This window comes from Streptomyces sp. NBC_00568 (assembly GCF_026341855.1).
In the GTDB taxonomy this organism is placed as follows: domain Bacteria; phylum Actinomycetota; class Actinomycetes; order Streptomycetales; family Streptomycetaceae; genus Streptomyces.
The window spans coordinates 6388034-6402830 of sequence record NZ_JAPENW010000001.1 but is presented as its reverse complement, the minus strand read 5'-3'; the positions used below and the strand labels follow the sequence as shown (position 1 = coordinate 6402830).

At 71.8% G+C, this 14797-nt stretch carries 13 protein-coding genes; 8 read left to right on the top strand and 5 right to left on the bottom strand.

All coding sequences use genetic code 11. The features are described 5' to 3' along the window. Positions 1–151: 151 nt before the first annotated feature. The gene (locus tag OOK38_RS27915; protein ID WP_266756003.1) at positions 152–796 is read left to right on the top strand and encodes a TetR family transcriptional regulator; all 645 of its coding nucleotides are present in this window, start codon (positions 152–154) and stop codon (positions 794–796) included. A 157-nt stretch (positions 797–953) separates the two neighbouring features. Here OOK38_RS27915 and def read toward each other — a convergent pair whose 3' ends face one another. Beyond that, positions 954–1493: a peptide deformylase gene (gene def / locus OOK38_RS27910; RefSeq protein WP_266756005.1), complete on the bottom strand. Its 540-nt coding sequence runs from the start codon at positions 1491–1493 to the stop codon at positions 954–956. Positions 1494–1648: 155 nt separating this feature from the next. Here def and OOK38_RS27905 point away from each other — a divergent pair, with 155 nt between their 5' ends. The 7 genes from OOK38_RS27905 to OOK38_RS27875 all read left to right on the top strand — a co-directional run bounded on the left by OOK38_RS27905 (position 1649) and on the right by OOK38_RS27875 (position 10309). Then, positions 1649–2887: a MurT ligase domain-containing protein gene (locus tag OOK38_RS27905; RefSeq protein WP_266756007.1), complete on the top strand. Its 1239-nt coding sequence runs from the start codon at positions 1649–1651 to the stop codon at positions 2885–2887. 19 nt (positions 2888–2906) lie between these two features. Beyond that, complete coding sequence (locus OOK38_RS27900) at positions 2907–3635, top strand: type 1 glutamine amidotransferase (RefSeq protein ID WP_266756009.1); 729 nt, start codon at positions 2907–2909, stop codon at positions 3633–3635. 315 nt (positions 3636–3950) lie between these two features. Then, positions 3951–4976, top strand: a complete 1026-nt coding sequence (locus OOK38_RS27895; RefSeq protein ID WP_266756011.1) for a 6-phosphofructokinase — start codon at positions 3951–3953, stop codon at positions 4974–4976. 137 nt (positions 4977–5113) lie between these two features. Continuing rightward, the gene (locus OOK38_RS27890; protein WP_266756013.1) at positions 5114–6067 is read left to right on the top strand and encodes a cytochrome c oxidase assembly protein; all 954 of its coding nucleotides are present in this window, start codon (positions 5114–5116) and stop codon (positions 6065–6067) included. A 228-nt stretch (positions 6068–6295) separates the two neighbouring features. Next, positions 6296–7876: a PASTA domain-containing protein gene (locus OOK38_RS27885; RefSeq protein ID WP_266756015.1), complete on the top strand. Its 1581-nt coding sequence runs from the start codon at positions 6296–6298 to the stop codon at positions 7874–7876. Beyond that, complete coding sequence (locus tag OOK38_RS27880) at positions 7876–10056, top strand: serine/threonine-protein kinase (protein WP_266756017.1); 2181 nt, start codon at positions 7876–7878, stop codon at positions 10054–10056. The genes OOK38_RS27885 and OOK38_RS27880 overlap by 1 nt, the downstream gene beginning before the upstream one ends. A gap of 94 nt (positions 10057–10150) precedes the next feature. After that, positions 10151–10309, top strand: a complete 159-nt coding sequence (locus OOK38_RS27875; RefSeq protein WP_266756019.1) for a hypothetical protein — start codon at positions 10151–10153, stop codon at positions 10307–10309. A 129-nt stretch (positions 10310–10438) separates the two neighbouring features. Here OOK38_RS27875 and OOK38_RS27870 read toward each other — a convergent pair whose 3' ends face one another. From OOK38_RS27870 to OOK38_RS27855, 4 genes are all read right to left on the bottom strand, one after another. Beyond that, complete coding sequence (locus tag OOK38_RS27870; RefSeq protein ID WP_266756021.1) at positions 10439–11644, bottom strand: sensor histidine kinase; 1206 nt, start codon at positions 11642–11644, stop codon at positions 10439–10441. 181 nt (positions 11645–11825) lie between these two features. Continuing rightward, positions 11826–13592, bottom strand: coding sequence for a cation acetate symporter (locus OOK38_RS27865; RefSeq protein WP_266756023.1), 1767 nt, complete (start codon positions 13590–13592; stop codon positions 11826–11828). Between the two features lie 3 nt (positions 13593–13595). Then, complete coding sequence (locus OOK38_RS27860) at positions 13596–13955, bottom strand: hypothetical protein (RefSeq protein ID WP_266756025.1); 360 nt, start codon at positions 13953–13955, stop codon at positions 13596–13598. Positions 13956–13965: 10 nt separating this feature from the next. Further along, complete coding sequence (locus OOK38_RS27855) at positions 13966–14721, bottom strand: LytTR family DNA-binding domain-containing protein (RefSeq protein ID WP_266756027.1); 756 nt, start codon at positions 14719–14721, stop codon at positions 13966–13968. Positions 14722–14797 lie beyond the last annotated feature (76 nt).

The following is a 14797-nucleotide window of genomic DNA, read 5'->3' as shown; positions in this document are numbered from 1 at the left end:
CTAAACTGTTACTTGCGGTAACTGGAGTCTGTTACCGGCTAGTAGAAAAAGTCAACTCCCGAGCTCCGCTCGGCAGCCCGTTCGATACCCATACGGCGATCAGTGTTAGTTTGCGCAGGCGTCACCGAATCACCACGGGTGGGGAGAGCACATGGACACCACACAGCGGACCGATCAGCAGAGGTCCGCCGACCGCCGCCGGCGCGAGCTGCTGGAAGCCGCCGACAGAGTGGTGCTCCGCGACGGCCCCGGGGCCTCCATGAACGCCATCGCCGCCGAGGCGGGCATCACGAAGCCGATTCTGTACCGCCACTTCGGCGACAAGGGCGGGCTCTACGCCGCACTCGCCAAGCGGCACACCGACGCACTCCTCGGAGCGCTGCGGGCGGCACTGGACGCCCCGGCCGAGCGGCGTGAGCGCGTCGAGGCGACGCTCGATACGTATTTGGCCGCCATCGAGGCCCGCCCGCAGGTCTACCGGTTCCTGATGCATCCGGCGGAGGGCGGCCAGCCGGGCGACCCCGGCTTCGACGTGGGCAAGTACTCCGCGCCGGTGCTGCGCCGCATGGGCGAGGAACTGGCCGAGGTCATCGAGGAGCGGGTGGATCTCGGTCCGGGCAGCCAGCAGTTGGCGCGGGTCTGGGGCCACGGGATCGTCGGCATGATGCACGCCGCCGGGGACTGGTGGCTCGGCGAACGGCCCTGCACACGAGCCGAGTTGGTGCGAAGCCTGGCCGACCTGCTGTGGGGTCGCCTCGCGGCGGCGGGCGACCGCGTCGGCGGACCGGGATTCTGACCCGGGCTCAGGCGGACGCCCCGTCAGTCCGCGGCCGGTGCGTGCCCGCGCGGCCGAAGCGCCGCGGAGGGCGCGTCGCACCGCCCGAGGGGGCGGTGCACGGCCCACGGAACAGGACCGCCGCGGGCCGGACGCGGCCCACCGCGCAAGACTGTTCTCAGCCGCTCCAGGAAGCCCGTGCCACCTGGCGCAGCAGCCGCCGCCGGCGCCACCCGGCGAGGCGGTCCGCGTACACCCCGCCGTCGAGGTGATCGCACTCGTGCTGGAGGCACCGGGCGAACCAGCCGGTGCCGTGCACGGTCACCGGCTCACCGGTGACCGTGCGGCCCTCGACGACCGCGTGGTCGTACCGCTCGGTGCCGGCCTCGAGGCCGGGCAGCGAGAGACAGCCTTCCGGTCCGCGCAGGACCACTCCGTCCGCCTCGACAAGACGTGGGTTCACCACATGTCCGACATGGCGGACATCGTCGTCGTCCGGGCAGTCGTACACGAAGACCCTGAGTCCGACGCCGACCTGGTTCGCGGCGAGGCCGACGCCCTCGGCCGCGTACATCGTCGCGAACATGTCCTCGACGAGCTCGGCGAGTTGAGGGCCGAAGTCGGTGACGTCCTCGCAGGCCGTACGCAGGACGGGGTCGCCGAGCAGGGTGAGGGGCCGGACGCGCCCGTGGGTGCCCGGGATGGAACCGTGTCGCATGGCGGCAAGGGTACGGTCCTGGGAAGCGCGCGCATGTCGCGCGGGCACCGAGGTGGTGCCGCGATTCGGGCACGTGAGTGGATCTCGATAGGCTGAGGCCCACATGGTGCCGGGGGCAGGGGCGCGGCGCGTACCGCAAGGAGGATCGAGAAACGATGTCAGGCAACTCGGACCCGCTGTCGCCGCGGGCCAAGCTGGCCGTGACGGCGGGCAAGGCGGCGGCAGCCGTCTCGCGAGCCGCCGGACGCGGCAGCGGATCGGTGATCGGCGGCCGGGTGGCGCTCAAGCTCGACCCCGACCTGCTGGCGAGGCTCGCCACGCACCTGGACGTGATCCTGGTGTCGGCGACCAACGGCAAGACCACGACGACCCGGCTGATCGCGGAGGCGCTGCGCGCAGCGGGCCCGGTCGTGTCCAACGCGCTCGGCGCCAACATGCCCGCGGGCATCACGTCGGCACTCGCCGGGGGGTCGGACGCCAAGTTCGCGGTCATCGAGGTCGACGAGAAGTACCTCGCCGGTGTCGCACGTGACACCGACCCGAAGTGCATCGCGCTGCTGAACCTCTCCCGCGACCAGCTCGACCGGGCCGCCGAGACGCGGATGATGGCCGAGCACTGGCGTGAGGGGCTGGCCGGTTCCAAGGCCGTCGTGGTCGCCAACGCGGACGACCCGTTGGTGGTCTGGGCCGCGTCCTCCTCGCCGAACGTCATGTGGGTGGCGGCCGGTCAGATGTGGAAGGACGACGCCTGGTCCTGCCCGTCCTGCGGCGGTGTGATGCAGCGCCCCGGCGACGACTGGTTCTGCGGCGACTGCGGCTTCCGCCGTCCGACGCCGACCTGGGCCCTGGCCGGGGACCACGTCCTCGACCCGCACGGTTCCGCCTGGCCGATCCACCTCCAGCTGCCGGGCCGCGCCAACAAGGCGAACGCCGCCTCGTCGGCCGCCGTGGCCGCCGTGTTCGGGGTGCCGCCGCAGGTCGCCCTGGAGCGCATGTACCAGGTGCAGGCGGTGGCCGGACGCTACGACGTGGTGCAGTTCATGCAGCGCGACCTGCGTCTGCTGCTCGCCAAGAACCCCGCGGGCTGGCTGGAGACCTTCTCCCTGATCGACCCGCCGCCGACCCCGGTCATCCTGTCGGTGAACGCGCGCGGCGCCGACGGCACCGACACCTCCTGGCTGTGGGACGTCGACTACACCCGCCTGACCGGGCACCCGATCTTCGTTCTCGGCGACCGCAAGCTGGACCTCGCCGTGCGCCTCGAAGTCGCCAACCAGCAGTTCCAGGTCTGCGAGAACCTCGACCAGGCCGTGCAGCTCGCACCGCCCGGACGCATCGAGGTCATCGCGAACTACACCGCATTCCAGGACTTGAGGCGTCGTGTCGGCAACTGAGCCACGGAGGACGAAGAGAATGAGTGACAACAGCCTGCGTCTGGTGTGGATCTATCCGGACCTGCTGAGCACCTACGGCGACCAGGGCAACGCCCTCGTCGTGGAACGCCGGGCCCGTCAGCGCGGCCTCGACGTGGCCCGCGTGGACGTGCGCAGCGACCAGCCGATCCCCACCTCCGGCGACATCTACCTCATCGGGGGCGGCGAGGACCGGCCGCAGCGGCTCGCCGCGGAGCGGCTGCGCCGCGACGGCGGTCTGCACCGCGCGGTCGGCAACGGCGCGATCGTCTTCTCCGTCTGCGCCGGCTACCAGATCCTCGGGCACGAGTTCATCAACGACCTCGGCCAGCGCGAGCCGGGCCTCGGCCTGCTCGACGTGGTCTCCACGCGTGGCGAGGGCGAGCGGTGCGTCGGCGACGTCCTCGCGGACATCGACCCGCGGCTCGGCCTGCCCCAGCTGACCGGCTTCGAGAACCACCAGGGCGTGACCCACCTCGGGCCCACCGCCCGCCCGTTCGCGAACGTGCGGCTCGGCAAGGGCAACGGCACGGGGGACGGCACCGAGGGCGCGTACAACGACACCGTGTTCGGTACGTACATGCACGGGCCTGTCCTCGCCCGCAATCCGCAGATCGCGGACCTGCTGCTGAAGCTGGCCCTCGACGTCAACGCTCTGCCGCCGATCGACGACCGCTGGTACGAAGCGCTGCGCACCGAGCGCATCGCGTCCGCCCAGCAGCCCGCGTAGCACCTGCCCGCCCGGCGGGCCGGAGGAACCGTTCCTCAAGGAGGAACGGTTCCTCTTCGCGTTTCCCGGGAGGATCTCCTCGCGTTTCCCCGGAGGACCTCTTCGCGTTTCCCGGGAGGACCGTTTCCGCTCGAGGACGGCTCCGCGCAGCCCGTTCCGGAGCCCGTCTGACAGCACATCCGCACAGGTGAGCGGGTGCGTCCAGCAGGCGGACGCACGGTACGGCCGGGCCCCCTCCCGCCGGTAGGGTGGCGGGGATCCTCGCCGGACAACGTGGTCCGGTCCCCGGCCCACGTTGAGAAGGTATTTCGGGCTATGCGCATTGGTGTCCTCACGTCCGGCGGCGACTGCCCCGGCCTGAACGCCGTCATCCGGTCGGTCGTACACCGCGCCGTCGTCGACCACGGCGACGAGGTCATCGGCTTCCGGGACGGCTGGAAGGGTCTCCTGGAGTGCGACTACCTCAAGCTCGACCTCGACGCGGTGAGCGGAATCCTGGCTCGCGGCGGCACCATGCTCGGCTCGTCCCGGGTCCAGCCCGCGCATCTGCGTGACGGCGTGGAGCGGGCCAAGGGCCACGTCGCGGACCTCGGGCTCGACGCGATCATCCCGATCGGCGGAGAGGGCACGCTGAAGGCGGCCCGTCTGCTGTCGGACGGCGGCCTGCCGATCGTCGGCGTGCCGAAGACCATCGACAACGACATCGCGGTCACGGACGTCACCTTCGGCTTCGACACGGCGGTCGGTGTCGCCACCGAGGCCCTCGACCGGCTGAAGACCACCGCCGAGTCCCACCAGCGCGTGCTGATCGTGGAGGTCATGGGCCGCCACACCGGCTGGATCGCGCTGCACTCCGGCATGGCCGCGGGCGCCCACGCCATCGTCGTACCGGAGCGCCCCTTCGACATCGAGGAGCTGGCCGCGCGGGTCGGCGAGCGCTTCGAGGCGGGCAAGCGGTTCGCCATCGTGGTCGCCGCCGAGGGCGCGAAGCCCCGCGAGGGCTCGATGGAGTACGACGAGGGCGGCAAGGACATCTACGGCCACGAGCGCTTCGCGGGCATCGCCCGGCAGCTCTCCATCGAGCTGGAGGAGCGACTCGGCAAGGAGGCCCGGCCGGTCATCCTCGGGCACGTGCAGCGCGGCGGAACGCCGACGGCGTACGACCGTGTGCTCGCGACCCGGTTCGGGTGGCACGCCGTGGAGGCCGTGCACCGGGGCGAGTTCGGGAAGATGACCGCACTGCGCGGGACCGACATCGTGATGGTGTCGCTCGCGGAGGCGGTCGAGACCCTGAAGACGGTTCCCGACGAGCGGTACGCCGAGGCGGAGTGCGTGCTCTGAGACGCAGACAGCCCGAACCGCCCCCGGTCGCAGCAGCGGCCGGGGGCGGTTCTACTCTGGTGCGGACAGACAGCACACAACCTCCCCCAGTGCCTTAAAAGGGCCTGGGAGGTACCCCCAGAAACAGGAGCCGGCGGATGGATCACAGCGGGCACGGCATGACCATGGATCTGCCGCCGTTCACGCTGGGGCGGGGGCTCGTGTGGTCCGCGGACCCGTTCTTTCTCGTCGCGTGCCTGCTCGGGCTCGGGCTGTACGGCTGGGGTGTCGTGCGACTCGCACGGCGCGGCGACGCGTGGTCGTGGGGCCGTACGGCCTCCTTCGTCATCGGCGTGCTGACCGTGATGCTCGTCATGTGCACCCGGCTGAACGACTACGGCATGGTCATGTTCAGCGTGCACATGGTGCAGCACATGGTGATCAGCATGCTGTCGCCGATCCTGATCCTGCTCGGGGCGCCGATCACGCTGGCGCTGCGCGCGCTGCCCGTCGCGGCGAAGCGGGGCAACAAGGGGCCGCGTGAGCTGCTGCTGATGTTCCTGCACAGCCGGTACATGCGGATCGTCACGCACCCCGCGTTCACCATCCCGATGTTCATCGCGAGCCTGTACGCGCTGTATTTCTCCCCCATCTTCGACTTCCTGATGGGCTCCACCGCGGGCCACATCGTGATGATGTGCCACTTCCTCGCCGTCGGGCTGGTGTTCTTCTGGCCGATCATGGGCGTGGACCCGGGCCCGCACCGCCCGGGCTACCTGATGCGGATGCTGGAGCTGTTCGCGGGCATGCCGTTCCACGCGTTCTTCGGCATCGCGCTGATGATGGCCTCGGAGCCGATGGTGGAGGCGTACAAGAATCCGTCGGCCTCCCTCGGCATCGACGCGCTCGCCGACCAGACCGCCGCGGGCGGCATCGCCTGGGCGTTCAGCGAGATCCCCTCCGTCCTCGTCCTGCTCGCGCTGCTCTTCCAGTGGTACGGCTCGGAGCAGCGGCAGGCCAAGCGCGAGGACCGGGCCGCGGACCGCGACGGCGACAAGGAACTCGAGGCATACAACGCCTATCTGGCCTCCCTCAACGCACGCGGCAACTGATTCAACCGCGTCATTCGCGCTTGCGTGAAAGGCATTTCCCTTCAGTAGCATGGAGACGAAGCTCCGTGCCCGGTCTCCGGATCGCGGGGTCCAGGGGGGAAACCGCGAGGGGGAGCGGTCATGACATTTCACGCGTCCATGCGAAGGTCCGGGTTATCGGCGGCGGGCAGGATGGCTTTACTGCTGGTTTCCGTACTGGTAATCAGCGGATGCAGTAAATCCGATCAATTGTTCGCCATACGTGCCGTGGCCGCCGGGGTTTCCCAGGCCCATCCCTTCTTCGAGGAGGACGGCGCACTCGGCAAGGACACCACCGGCACACAGCGGGCCCGGCCGATCGGCGGGGTGCAGGCCAGCAACAGTCCAGGGTTGTACGGAGGTGCACCCGGCGGCCACCAGGACTCCGGTGGGCAGGGCGGGAACGGCGGCACACCCCGGCCGGACGGATCGGGTGGGCCCGCCCCCGACTTCGGCGGCTCGGCGCGGCCCGGCACCTGCGCCGTCGGGAAGCTCAAGAAATTCCTCACCGCCCCCAAGAACTCTGCCAAGGCGCGGGAATGGGCCCGCGTGCTGAATATCGGGCCGGCCGAGATCCCCGGATATGTCGATCGACTCACACCCGTTGTGCTGCGTCACGACACCCTCGTGACGAATCACGAGTACAAACACGGCAAGGCCGTCCCCTTCGACGCCCTGCTCCAGACCGGAATCGCCATTCTGGTCGACCGTCAGGGGCTTCCCGCGGTGAAGTGCTCCTGCGGCAACCCACTGCGTCCGTCCGAGGCGAACATCGAAAAGGCCTCGGTGCAGTTCAAGGGCGGAAACAGGAAATGGTCCGGATATCGTCCGGACGGGATCGTCGTCGTCGAGCCGCCACCGGGGAAGGCGCGGATCGACCGGCTCCGACTCGTGGACGTCGAGAACCCCGACCGGGGGATCACGCGCCCGCTCGGCACGGCGGGCGCGGACGACACACCCTTCGACCCGCACGCTCAGAAGACCGTGCCGCAGGTGACGGGCCTGACGTTCGCCGAGGCGAGCGCCCGGCTGGCGAACGCGGGACTGGCCCTGGCCTATGACGGCGGTTCCCTGCCCCGGGACGACGTCCGGGTCACCTCCTCCCGGCCGGTCGAGGGCAGCACCCTGGAGTGGGGCGAGCCCGTGACGCTGTTCGTCGTCTCCGACACGGACCACGTCGAGGCCCCGGACACGCCCAAGGACACCGGTGGGCCGACATCGAGCCCGGACGGGTCCAGCACGGGACCGGGTGAAACCACCACGGGGGCCACGACAGGGGCCACCGCGGGCGAGAGCGGCACGGGCGCAACAAACACAGGGGCCACCGCGGGCGAGACGAGCGCGGGCGAAACCAGCGCGGGCGGAACCACGACAGGTGCCACCGCGGGCGAGACCAGCACAGGCGCAACGAACACAGGGGCCACCGCAGGCGAAACCAGCACGGGCGCCGCAAGCACGGGCGCAACAAGCGCGGGCGAAACCAGTGCGGGCGCCGGCGCCACAGGTGGGACCGGCGCAGGCACCGGCGCCACTGGTGCGACCACCGCGGGCGAAACCGACGCCGGCACGACCACCGCGGGCCGAACCGACGCCGGCGCCACCACCACCGGCCAGACCGCGACCGGCCAGACCACCACCGGTCCCGTCGGCCCCACCACCCCGGGAACCGGCGACACCGGCGCCGGTGAGTCCGGTTCGGTCGATTCCGGTGGGGCCGATTCCGGTGGGGCCGATTCCGGTGGGGTCGGTGACTCCGTCGGACCGTCCTCCCCCGACGGGGGAGCGACCTGATGACGGGAGCACCTCAGTCCGGCGTGGGCCGGATCATCGCCGGCCGGTACCTGCTCGTGGACCAGGTCGGATCGGGCGGGATGGGTCACGTGTGGCTCGCGCACGACCAACGGCTCGACTGCGACGTCGCGCTCAAGGAGATCAGGTTCCGTGACATCCCGGAGAGCGGTGCGGAACACGAGTCCCGGACAGCGCGGGCCCGCGCCGAGGCCCGGCACGCGGCGGTACTGCGCGGCCACCCGCACGTCGTCACGGTCCACGACGTCCTGGAGCACGAGGGCCTGCCATGGATCGTGATGGAGTACGTGGCGGGCGCCGAGGATCTGCGCGACTGGCTAGCCCGGCGCGGTCCGCTGGCCCCCGACGCATGTGCCCGTATCGGTCTCGCCGTCCTTGACGCCCTGACCGCCGGGCACGAGCGCGGGATCATGCACCGGGACGTGAAGCCCGCCAACATCCTGCTCGCCCCGGACCGCACCGGGAACCCCGGGGCCCGCGTTCTCCTCACCGACTACGGGATATCGGTCCAGCCCGACTCCCTGGAGACCCGCTGGACCCAGACGTCCGTGCTGGTGGGCACCGCCGGCTATCTGGCCCCGGAACGGGCCACGGGCGGTCCGCCGACCACCGCGGCCGACCTGTTCTCGCTGGGCTGCACCCTGTACTTCGGGGTGGAGGGCCACGGACCGTTCGACCGGGACACCGACCTCGAGGCGATCACCGCCGCGGTTCTGGAGGAGGCCCCGCCACCGCGGCGGGCCGGTGCCCTGCGACCGGTCGTCGAGGCGCTGCTGGTCAAGGATCCGGCCTTGCGGCTGTCCGCGGAGGACACGGCGTCGGCGCTGGCCCGGATTCTCACCCCACAGCCTCATCCACCGACCCGTCTCGACACGGGCTCGCAGCCACCGTGGTCGGGGCTCGACACGTCCGACGCGTCCCCGGGGGTGTCCGGCCCGGCGGGAGACCGGAGCCGGGCCCTGCCGGGCGCGTACCCGGCACCGGGTGCCGCCGCGGGGCACGGCCCGGCCCAGAACCGGGCCGCGGGGCACGGTCCGGCCCAGGACCGCGGCCTGGCGGCACCCGGTGGCCACACGCCCGCCACGCCCGCTGCCCCGGCCGCCCCCATCGCGGGTCCGTACCCGGCGACGGCCCAGGGGCCGGGCCCGTACGCACCGACCGGTCATGCCCACGGCCCGTACGCACCGACCGGTCATGCTCATGGCTCGTACACACCGCCGCCGCGGCGCGGGTTCGACCGTTCGGAGACGGGTGGGCCTCTGCCGGGGCACGGCCAGGGCTTCGGACCGCCCTGGACCGGGGCGCCGCCCGCCCCGGTCCCCGGACCCCCCGGGCGGCGACGGCGGCAGCGGCCACGCGCCCCGCAGGCCGTGGTCGCGGGGCTGCTCGCGCTCGGCCTGGCGGCCGGGGTGGTCTGGTACGCGGGCGCGCACCAGGCGGCCCGGCTGCCGTACGGCGAGGTGGTCGGGCTCACCGAGCCCCTCCACCGGGGCGACTGTGTCTACGGCGATCCGTCCCTCTCGAAGGCGGCCACCGTGCCACGGCTGAGGCTGGACACCAGCTGCCACGACGAGAGCCCCGACGCGCAGGTCATGGCGGTGATCAAGGCGCCCTCCTTCGAGGCGGCCCGCCGCGACGGCTCGCGCCGGTGCGAGGAGAAGACCAAGGGCACCGCCCGCAAGCTCGCCTGGAACGTCAGGAGCATGGCCGTCGTGCCCACCCGGGAGGGCTTCGCCACCACGGGCGGCACCGTCGCCTGTCTGCTCGCGGGCCGGCACGGGCCGGTGTTCGGGCCGCTCGGGGAGCTCCGTCCCTACGGGATGACCTTCACGGACGCGACGCAGATGCAGCGGGACGACTGCCTGGGCCATGTGGGCGGCGAGGCGCGGGTCAGTACGCACTTCGAGCTGGTCGCCTGCGACAAGGAGCATCAGGGAAAGGTCGTCGAGATCACCCACCTGAGCGTGTACCGGCCCGGGACGGACGCCTTGGAGCAGGCGAACGACCAGTGCGCGGTCGACGCGCCACCGGAGCGGTACGGCTACGACCCCACCGATCACTGGAGTCATGGCTTGCGCAGTACGGGTGTGTGGGCCCGGCCGTACTACCTGGTGATCTGCTCGATCGAGGAAGGCCAACGACCGCCGCGGGGAGCGCAGTAGTCCCCCGGGCCCTGGCGAACCTCCTCCCTCCGGGTGAAAATGGCCCCAAAGGCCACGGCCCGCGTCGCGGACCCGCCTGGAGGAGGGTGTTGCGATGCCCGGTACGACGAAGACGATGGGGGTGCTCACCGTGGGCGGGCTCGTCATGGTGACGGCCTACACGGTGGCGCTGGGCAGTAACGGCTGGCTGTGGTTCGGCTGGGTCGTGCTCGGCCTGATCACGCTGGGGATGGTGGTCTCACGCAGCGCCTGAGCCCGGGCCATCGCTCCGGCCGCGCAGTCCCCGGGTCCCCGCCCGCCGCCTCGGCCGACGACCCGCAAGGTCCCGGCCCGCCGCTTCGGCCACTCCCCTCCCCCGGCCCCGAACCGCCGTCCGCGCCGCTCATGGTCGCGGTCGGCGTGCCGCCGAGTGCACGCCCGGCTGGTACTTGGGGAGCCGAGCGGTGATCTTCATACCCGCCCCCACCGCGGTCTCGATGACGAGGCCGTGATCGTCCCCGTACACCTGGCGCAGCCGTTCGTCGACGTTGGAGAGCCCGATCCCCCCGGAGGGGCTGACCTCTCCGGACAGGATGCGGCGCAGCCGTTCGGGGTCCATGCCGGTGCCGTTGTCCTCGATGACGACCAGTGCCTCGGCGCCCGCGTCCTGCGCGGTGATGCTGATGTGGCTCTTGTCGGTCTTGCCCTCGAGGCCGTGTTTGACGGCGTTCTCCACCAGGGGCTGAAGGCAGAGGAAGGGCAGCGCGACGGGCAGTACCTCGGGCGCGATCTGCAGGGTGACGGACAGCCGCTCGCCGAAGCGGGCCCGGACGAGCGCCAAGTAGTGATCGATGGCGTGGAGTTCGTCGGCGAGGGTGGTGAAGTCGCCGTGCCTGCGGAACGAGTAGCGGGTGAAGTCGGCGAACTCCAGAAGGAGTTCGCGGGCGCGCTCCGGGTCGGTGCGGACGAACGAGGCGATCACGGCCAGCGAGTTGAAGATGAAGTGCGGTGATATCTGGGCGCGAAGTGCCTTGATCTCGGCCTCGATCAGCCGCGTCCGGGACTGGTCGAGGTCGGCGAGCTCCAACTGGACCGAGACCCAGCGCGCGACCTCGCCCGCGGCGCGTACGAGGACGGCCGACTCGCGGGGCGCGCAGGCGACGAGCGCTCCGTGCACCCGTTCGTCGACGGTGAGCGGTGCGACGACGGCCCAGCGCAGCGGGCAGTCGGGCTCGTCGCAGGTCAGCCGGAAGGCCTCGCCGCGGCCGGTCTCCAGGGGGCCGCCGAGCCGTTCCATGATCTCGGTGCGGTGGTGGGCCCCGGCACCGTCCCAGACGAGGACCGTCTCCTGGTCCGTGAGGCACAGCGCGTCCGTGCCGAGCAGGGTGCGCAGCCGCCGGGCGGACCGGCGGGCCGTCTCCTCGGTGAGTCCCGCGCGGAGCGGGGGCGCGGCCAGCGAGGCGGTGTGCAGGGTCTGGAAGGTGGCGTGCTCGACCGGCGTGCCGAGTCCGCCGAGGCTCTCGGGCCGCGCGGTGCGCCTGCCGAGCCAGAACCCGGCTGCCAGCAGGGGGAGTACGGCGACACAGAGCCCGGCGAGAAATCCACTCACCCGGTCACCGCCCCGCCCGCGAGGCCGCGCGTGTACGACCGCCCCGGCGAGCGTCGGTCACCACCGCGGCCCGGCCACCGGCCGCCCGAACAGCCGTACCCGCGCAGCCCTCTCGGAGGCCGCCGCACCTGCCACACACCCAGCGAACACCCCTCACCTCGCACCCCGTCGGCCGAATCCCTCATACCCCGGACTCCTTCGCGCCCGCGGCCGCGCTCGCCGTTCCGCTCACCGCCGCGCGGACCTGGCCGTCCGTGAGTTCCTCCGGGAGGTGGAAGCGGGCCAGGATCGCCGCCGTCCCGGGGGGTACGCGGGTGGCGGTGGCCAGGGACACCAGCACCATGGTCACGAAGCCGAGCGGCACCGACCAGAGCGCCGGCCAGGCGAGCAGCGCGTGCAAGGACCCCGTGCCCGGATAGCCGGCCATGGTCGCGCCGACGGCGACGAGTGCCGCGCCGCCGCCGACGAGCATTCCGGCGGCCGCCCCCGGTGGGGTGAGCCGCCGCCACCAGATGCCCAGCACCAGGAGCGGGCAGAAGGAGGAGGCGGACACGGCGAACGCGAGCCCCACTGCGTCGGCGACGGGCAGCCCGCCCACCAGCACGCTCGCGGCGAGCGGCACGGCCATCGCCAGCACGGTGCCGAGCCGGAAGTGCCGTACGCCCCGGGAGGGCAGCACGTCCTGGGTGAGCACGCCCGCGACCGCCATGGTCAGTCCGGACGCGGTCGAGAGGAACGCGGCGAAGGCGCCGCCCGCGACGAGCGCCCCGAGGAGGTTGGCGCCGACTCCGCCGATCATCCGGTCGGGCAGCAGGAGTACGGCGGCGTCCGCGTCGCCGGTGAGGCTGAGTTCGGGGGCGTACAGGCGGCCCAGCGCTCCGTAGACGGGCGGGAGGAGGTAGAAGGCGCCGATCAGGCCGAGGACGGCGACGGTGGTGCGGCGGGCGGCGACGCCGTGCGGGCTGGTGTAGAAGCGGACGACGACGTGGGGCAGGCCCATGGTGCCGAGGAAGGTGGCGAGGATCAGCCCGTAGGTGGCGTACAGCGGGCGTTCCTCCCGTCCGGCGGCCAGCGAGGTCGACATGGCGCCGTTGCCGCCGCGGTCGGCCGTTGGGACCGGGTCGCCCCGGTCGAAGGTCAGCCGGGTGCCGCGCTCGAGGTGGTGGGCGCCCGGCGGGAGCCGGACGCGGGTGTCCTCGTACCGGCGGCCGTCGACGGTACCCGTCGCGGTGACGGTCAGCGGCCGGGACAGCTTCAGGTCGAGCGTGGCGTCGAACTGGACGAGGCGCCGTTCGCGGAAGGCCGGGGGTTCGTCGAAGGCGTCGCGGGGGGCGCCGTGGGACTGCCAGGCGAGGATCAGGAAGAGCGCGGGGACCAGCAGCGCGGTGAGCTTGAGCCAGTACTGGAAGGCCTGCACGAAGGTGATGCTGCGCATGCCGCCCGCGGCGACCGTGGCCACCACGACGACGGCGACGAGCACCCCGCCGAACCAGTCGGGCGCGTCGGTCAGCACCGCCAGTGTCAGCCCGGCGCCTTGGAGCTGGGGCAGCAGATAGAGCCAGCCGACACCGACGACGAACGCCCCGGCGAGCCGCCTGACGGCCTGGGAGCCGAGCCGGGCCTCCGCGAAGTCGGGCAGGGTGTAGGCGCCGGAGCGGCGCAGCGGAGCCGCGACGAAGAGGAGCAGGACGAGATAGCCGGCGGTGTACCCGACGGGGTACCAGAGCATGTCGGGGCCTTGTACGAGGACCAGGCCGGCGATGCCCAGGAAGGAGGCGGCGGAGAGGTATTCGCCGCTGATCGCTGCCGCGTTGAGCCGGGGGCCGACGGTGCGCGAGGCGACGTAGAAGTCGGAGGTGGTCCGGGATATGCGCAGCCCGAACGCGCCGACCAGGACGGTCGCGACGACGACGAGGGCGACCGCGGGAACGGAGTAGTTCTCGTTCACGGTTCAGCGGTCCCCGACCAGGCGCACGAAGTCCTTCTCGTTGCGCTCGGCCCGCCGTACGTACCAGCGGGCGAGCAGCACCAGCGGCGGGTACACGCAGAAGCCGAGGACGGCCCATTCCAGGGTCGCGCCGTCCGGCATCGCGGCGAAGACCAGCGGCAGCGGGCCGACGAGCAGCACCAGAACGGCGAACACGACGAGTGCCGCTCGAAGTTGACTGCGCATCAGGGAGCGGACGTAGGTGTGGCCGAGGGTGGTCTGTTCGTCGATCTCGGTGCGCGGCCGGTAGTAGCCGGAGGTCCGTCGGGTGCGCCGGGGCGCTCCGGTGACGACCACGCGGCGTTCGGTGGGGTCCTGCGGCATGCCGCCCTCCTCAGCTCGTGGTCCGGCGCAGCAGCAGATCGCGCAGCTGGCGGGCGTGACGGCGGCTGACCTGGAGTTCGACGGAGTCGACGAGGACGCTCACCGTGCCCGCGTCCAGGCGGAGTTCGCCGATGTGGCGCAGCGCGACGAGGTGGCGCCGGTGGATGCGGACGAAGCCGCGGGGGCGCCAGCGCTCTTCGAGGGTGGACAGCGGGATGCGCACCAGGTGGCTGCCCTGCGCGGTGTGCAGCCGGGCGTAGTCGCCGTGTGCCTCGACATGGGTGATGTCCTCGACGGCCACGAAGCGGGTCACTCCGCCGAGTTCGACGGATATGTGGTCGGGGTCGGGCTCGTGGACGGGGATCAGGGGTGCGGTGTCCCGGAGCTGGACGGCCCGCCGTACCGCCTCGGCGAGCCGTTCTCGGCGTACGGGCTTGAGGACGTAGTCCACGGCCTTGAGGTCGAAGGCCTGCACGGCGAAGCCCTCGTGGGCGGTCACGAACACGACGAGCGGCGGCTGGGCGAACCCGCCGAGCAGCCGGGCCAGGTCGAGCCCGTCCAGGCCGGGCATGTGGATGTCGAGGAAGACGACGTCGATCGCCTCGGGCCCGCCGGGTCCGGACTCCAGGGCCCGGTTGATCCGGCGCAGCGCCTCGGTCGCGTCGCTCGCTCCCTCGGCGCTGCCGACCCGGGGATCGGCGTTCAGCAGATACAGGAGTTCTTCGAGGGACGGTTGTTCGTCGTCGACGGCGAGCGCGCGCAGCATGAGAGTGGAGTGTAAGAGCGATTGCCACGGCTGGACATGCGCGGGACATGGACGTGGTCCCCGGCCGGGTGGACGC

Bases quoted from the DNA above. Each gene is read 5' to 3' on its own strand.
- OOK38_RS27915 (WP_266756003.1), top strand. From the start codon at position 152: ATGGACACCACACAGCGGACCGATCAGCAGAGGTCCGCCGACCGCCGC.
- def (WP_266756005.1), bottom strand. From the start codon at position 1,493: ATGCGACACGGTTCCATCCCGGGCACCCACGGGCGCGTCCGGCCCCTC.
- OOK38_RS27905 (WP_266756007.1), top strand. From the start codon at position 1,649: ATGTCAGGCAACTCGGACCCGCTGTCGCCGCGGGCCAAGCTGGCCGTG.
- OOK38_RS27900 (WP_266756009.1), top strand. From the start codon at position 2,907: ATGAGTGACAACAGCCTGCGTCTGGTGTGGATCTATCCGGACCTGCTG.
- OOK38_RS27895 (WP_266756011.1), top strand. From the start codon at position 3,951: ATGCGCATTGGTGTCCTCACGTCCGGCGGCGACTGCCCCGGCCTGAAC.
- OOK38_RS27890 (WP_266756013.1), top strand. From the start codon at position 5,114: ATGGATCACAGCGGGCACGGCATGACCATGGATCTGCCGCCGTTCACG.
- OOK38_RS27880 (WP_266756017.1), top strand. From the start codon at position 7,876: ATGACGGGAGCACCTCAGTCCGGCGTGGGCCGGATCATCGCCGGCCGG.
- OOK38_RS27875 (WP_266756019.1), top strand. From the start codon at position 10,151: ATGCCCGGTACGACGAAGACGATGGGGGTGCTCACCGTGGGCGGGCTC.
- OOK38_RS27860 (WP_266756025.1), bottom strand. From the start codon at position 13,955: ATGCCGCAGGACCCCACCGAACGCCGCGTGGTCGTCACCGGAGCGCCC.
- OOK38_RS27855 (WP_266756027.1), bottom strand. From the start codon at position 14,721: ATGCTGCGCGCGCTCGCCGTCGACGACGAACAACCGTCCCTCGAAGAA.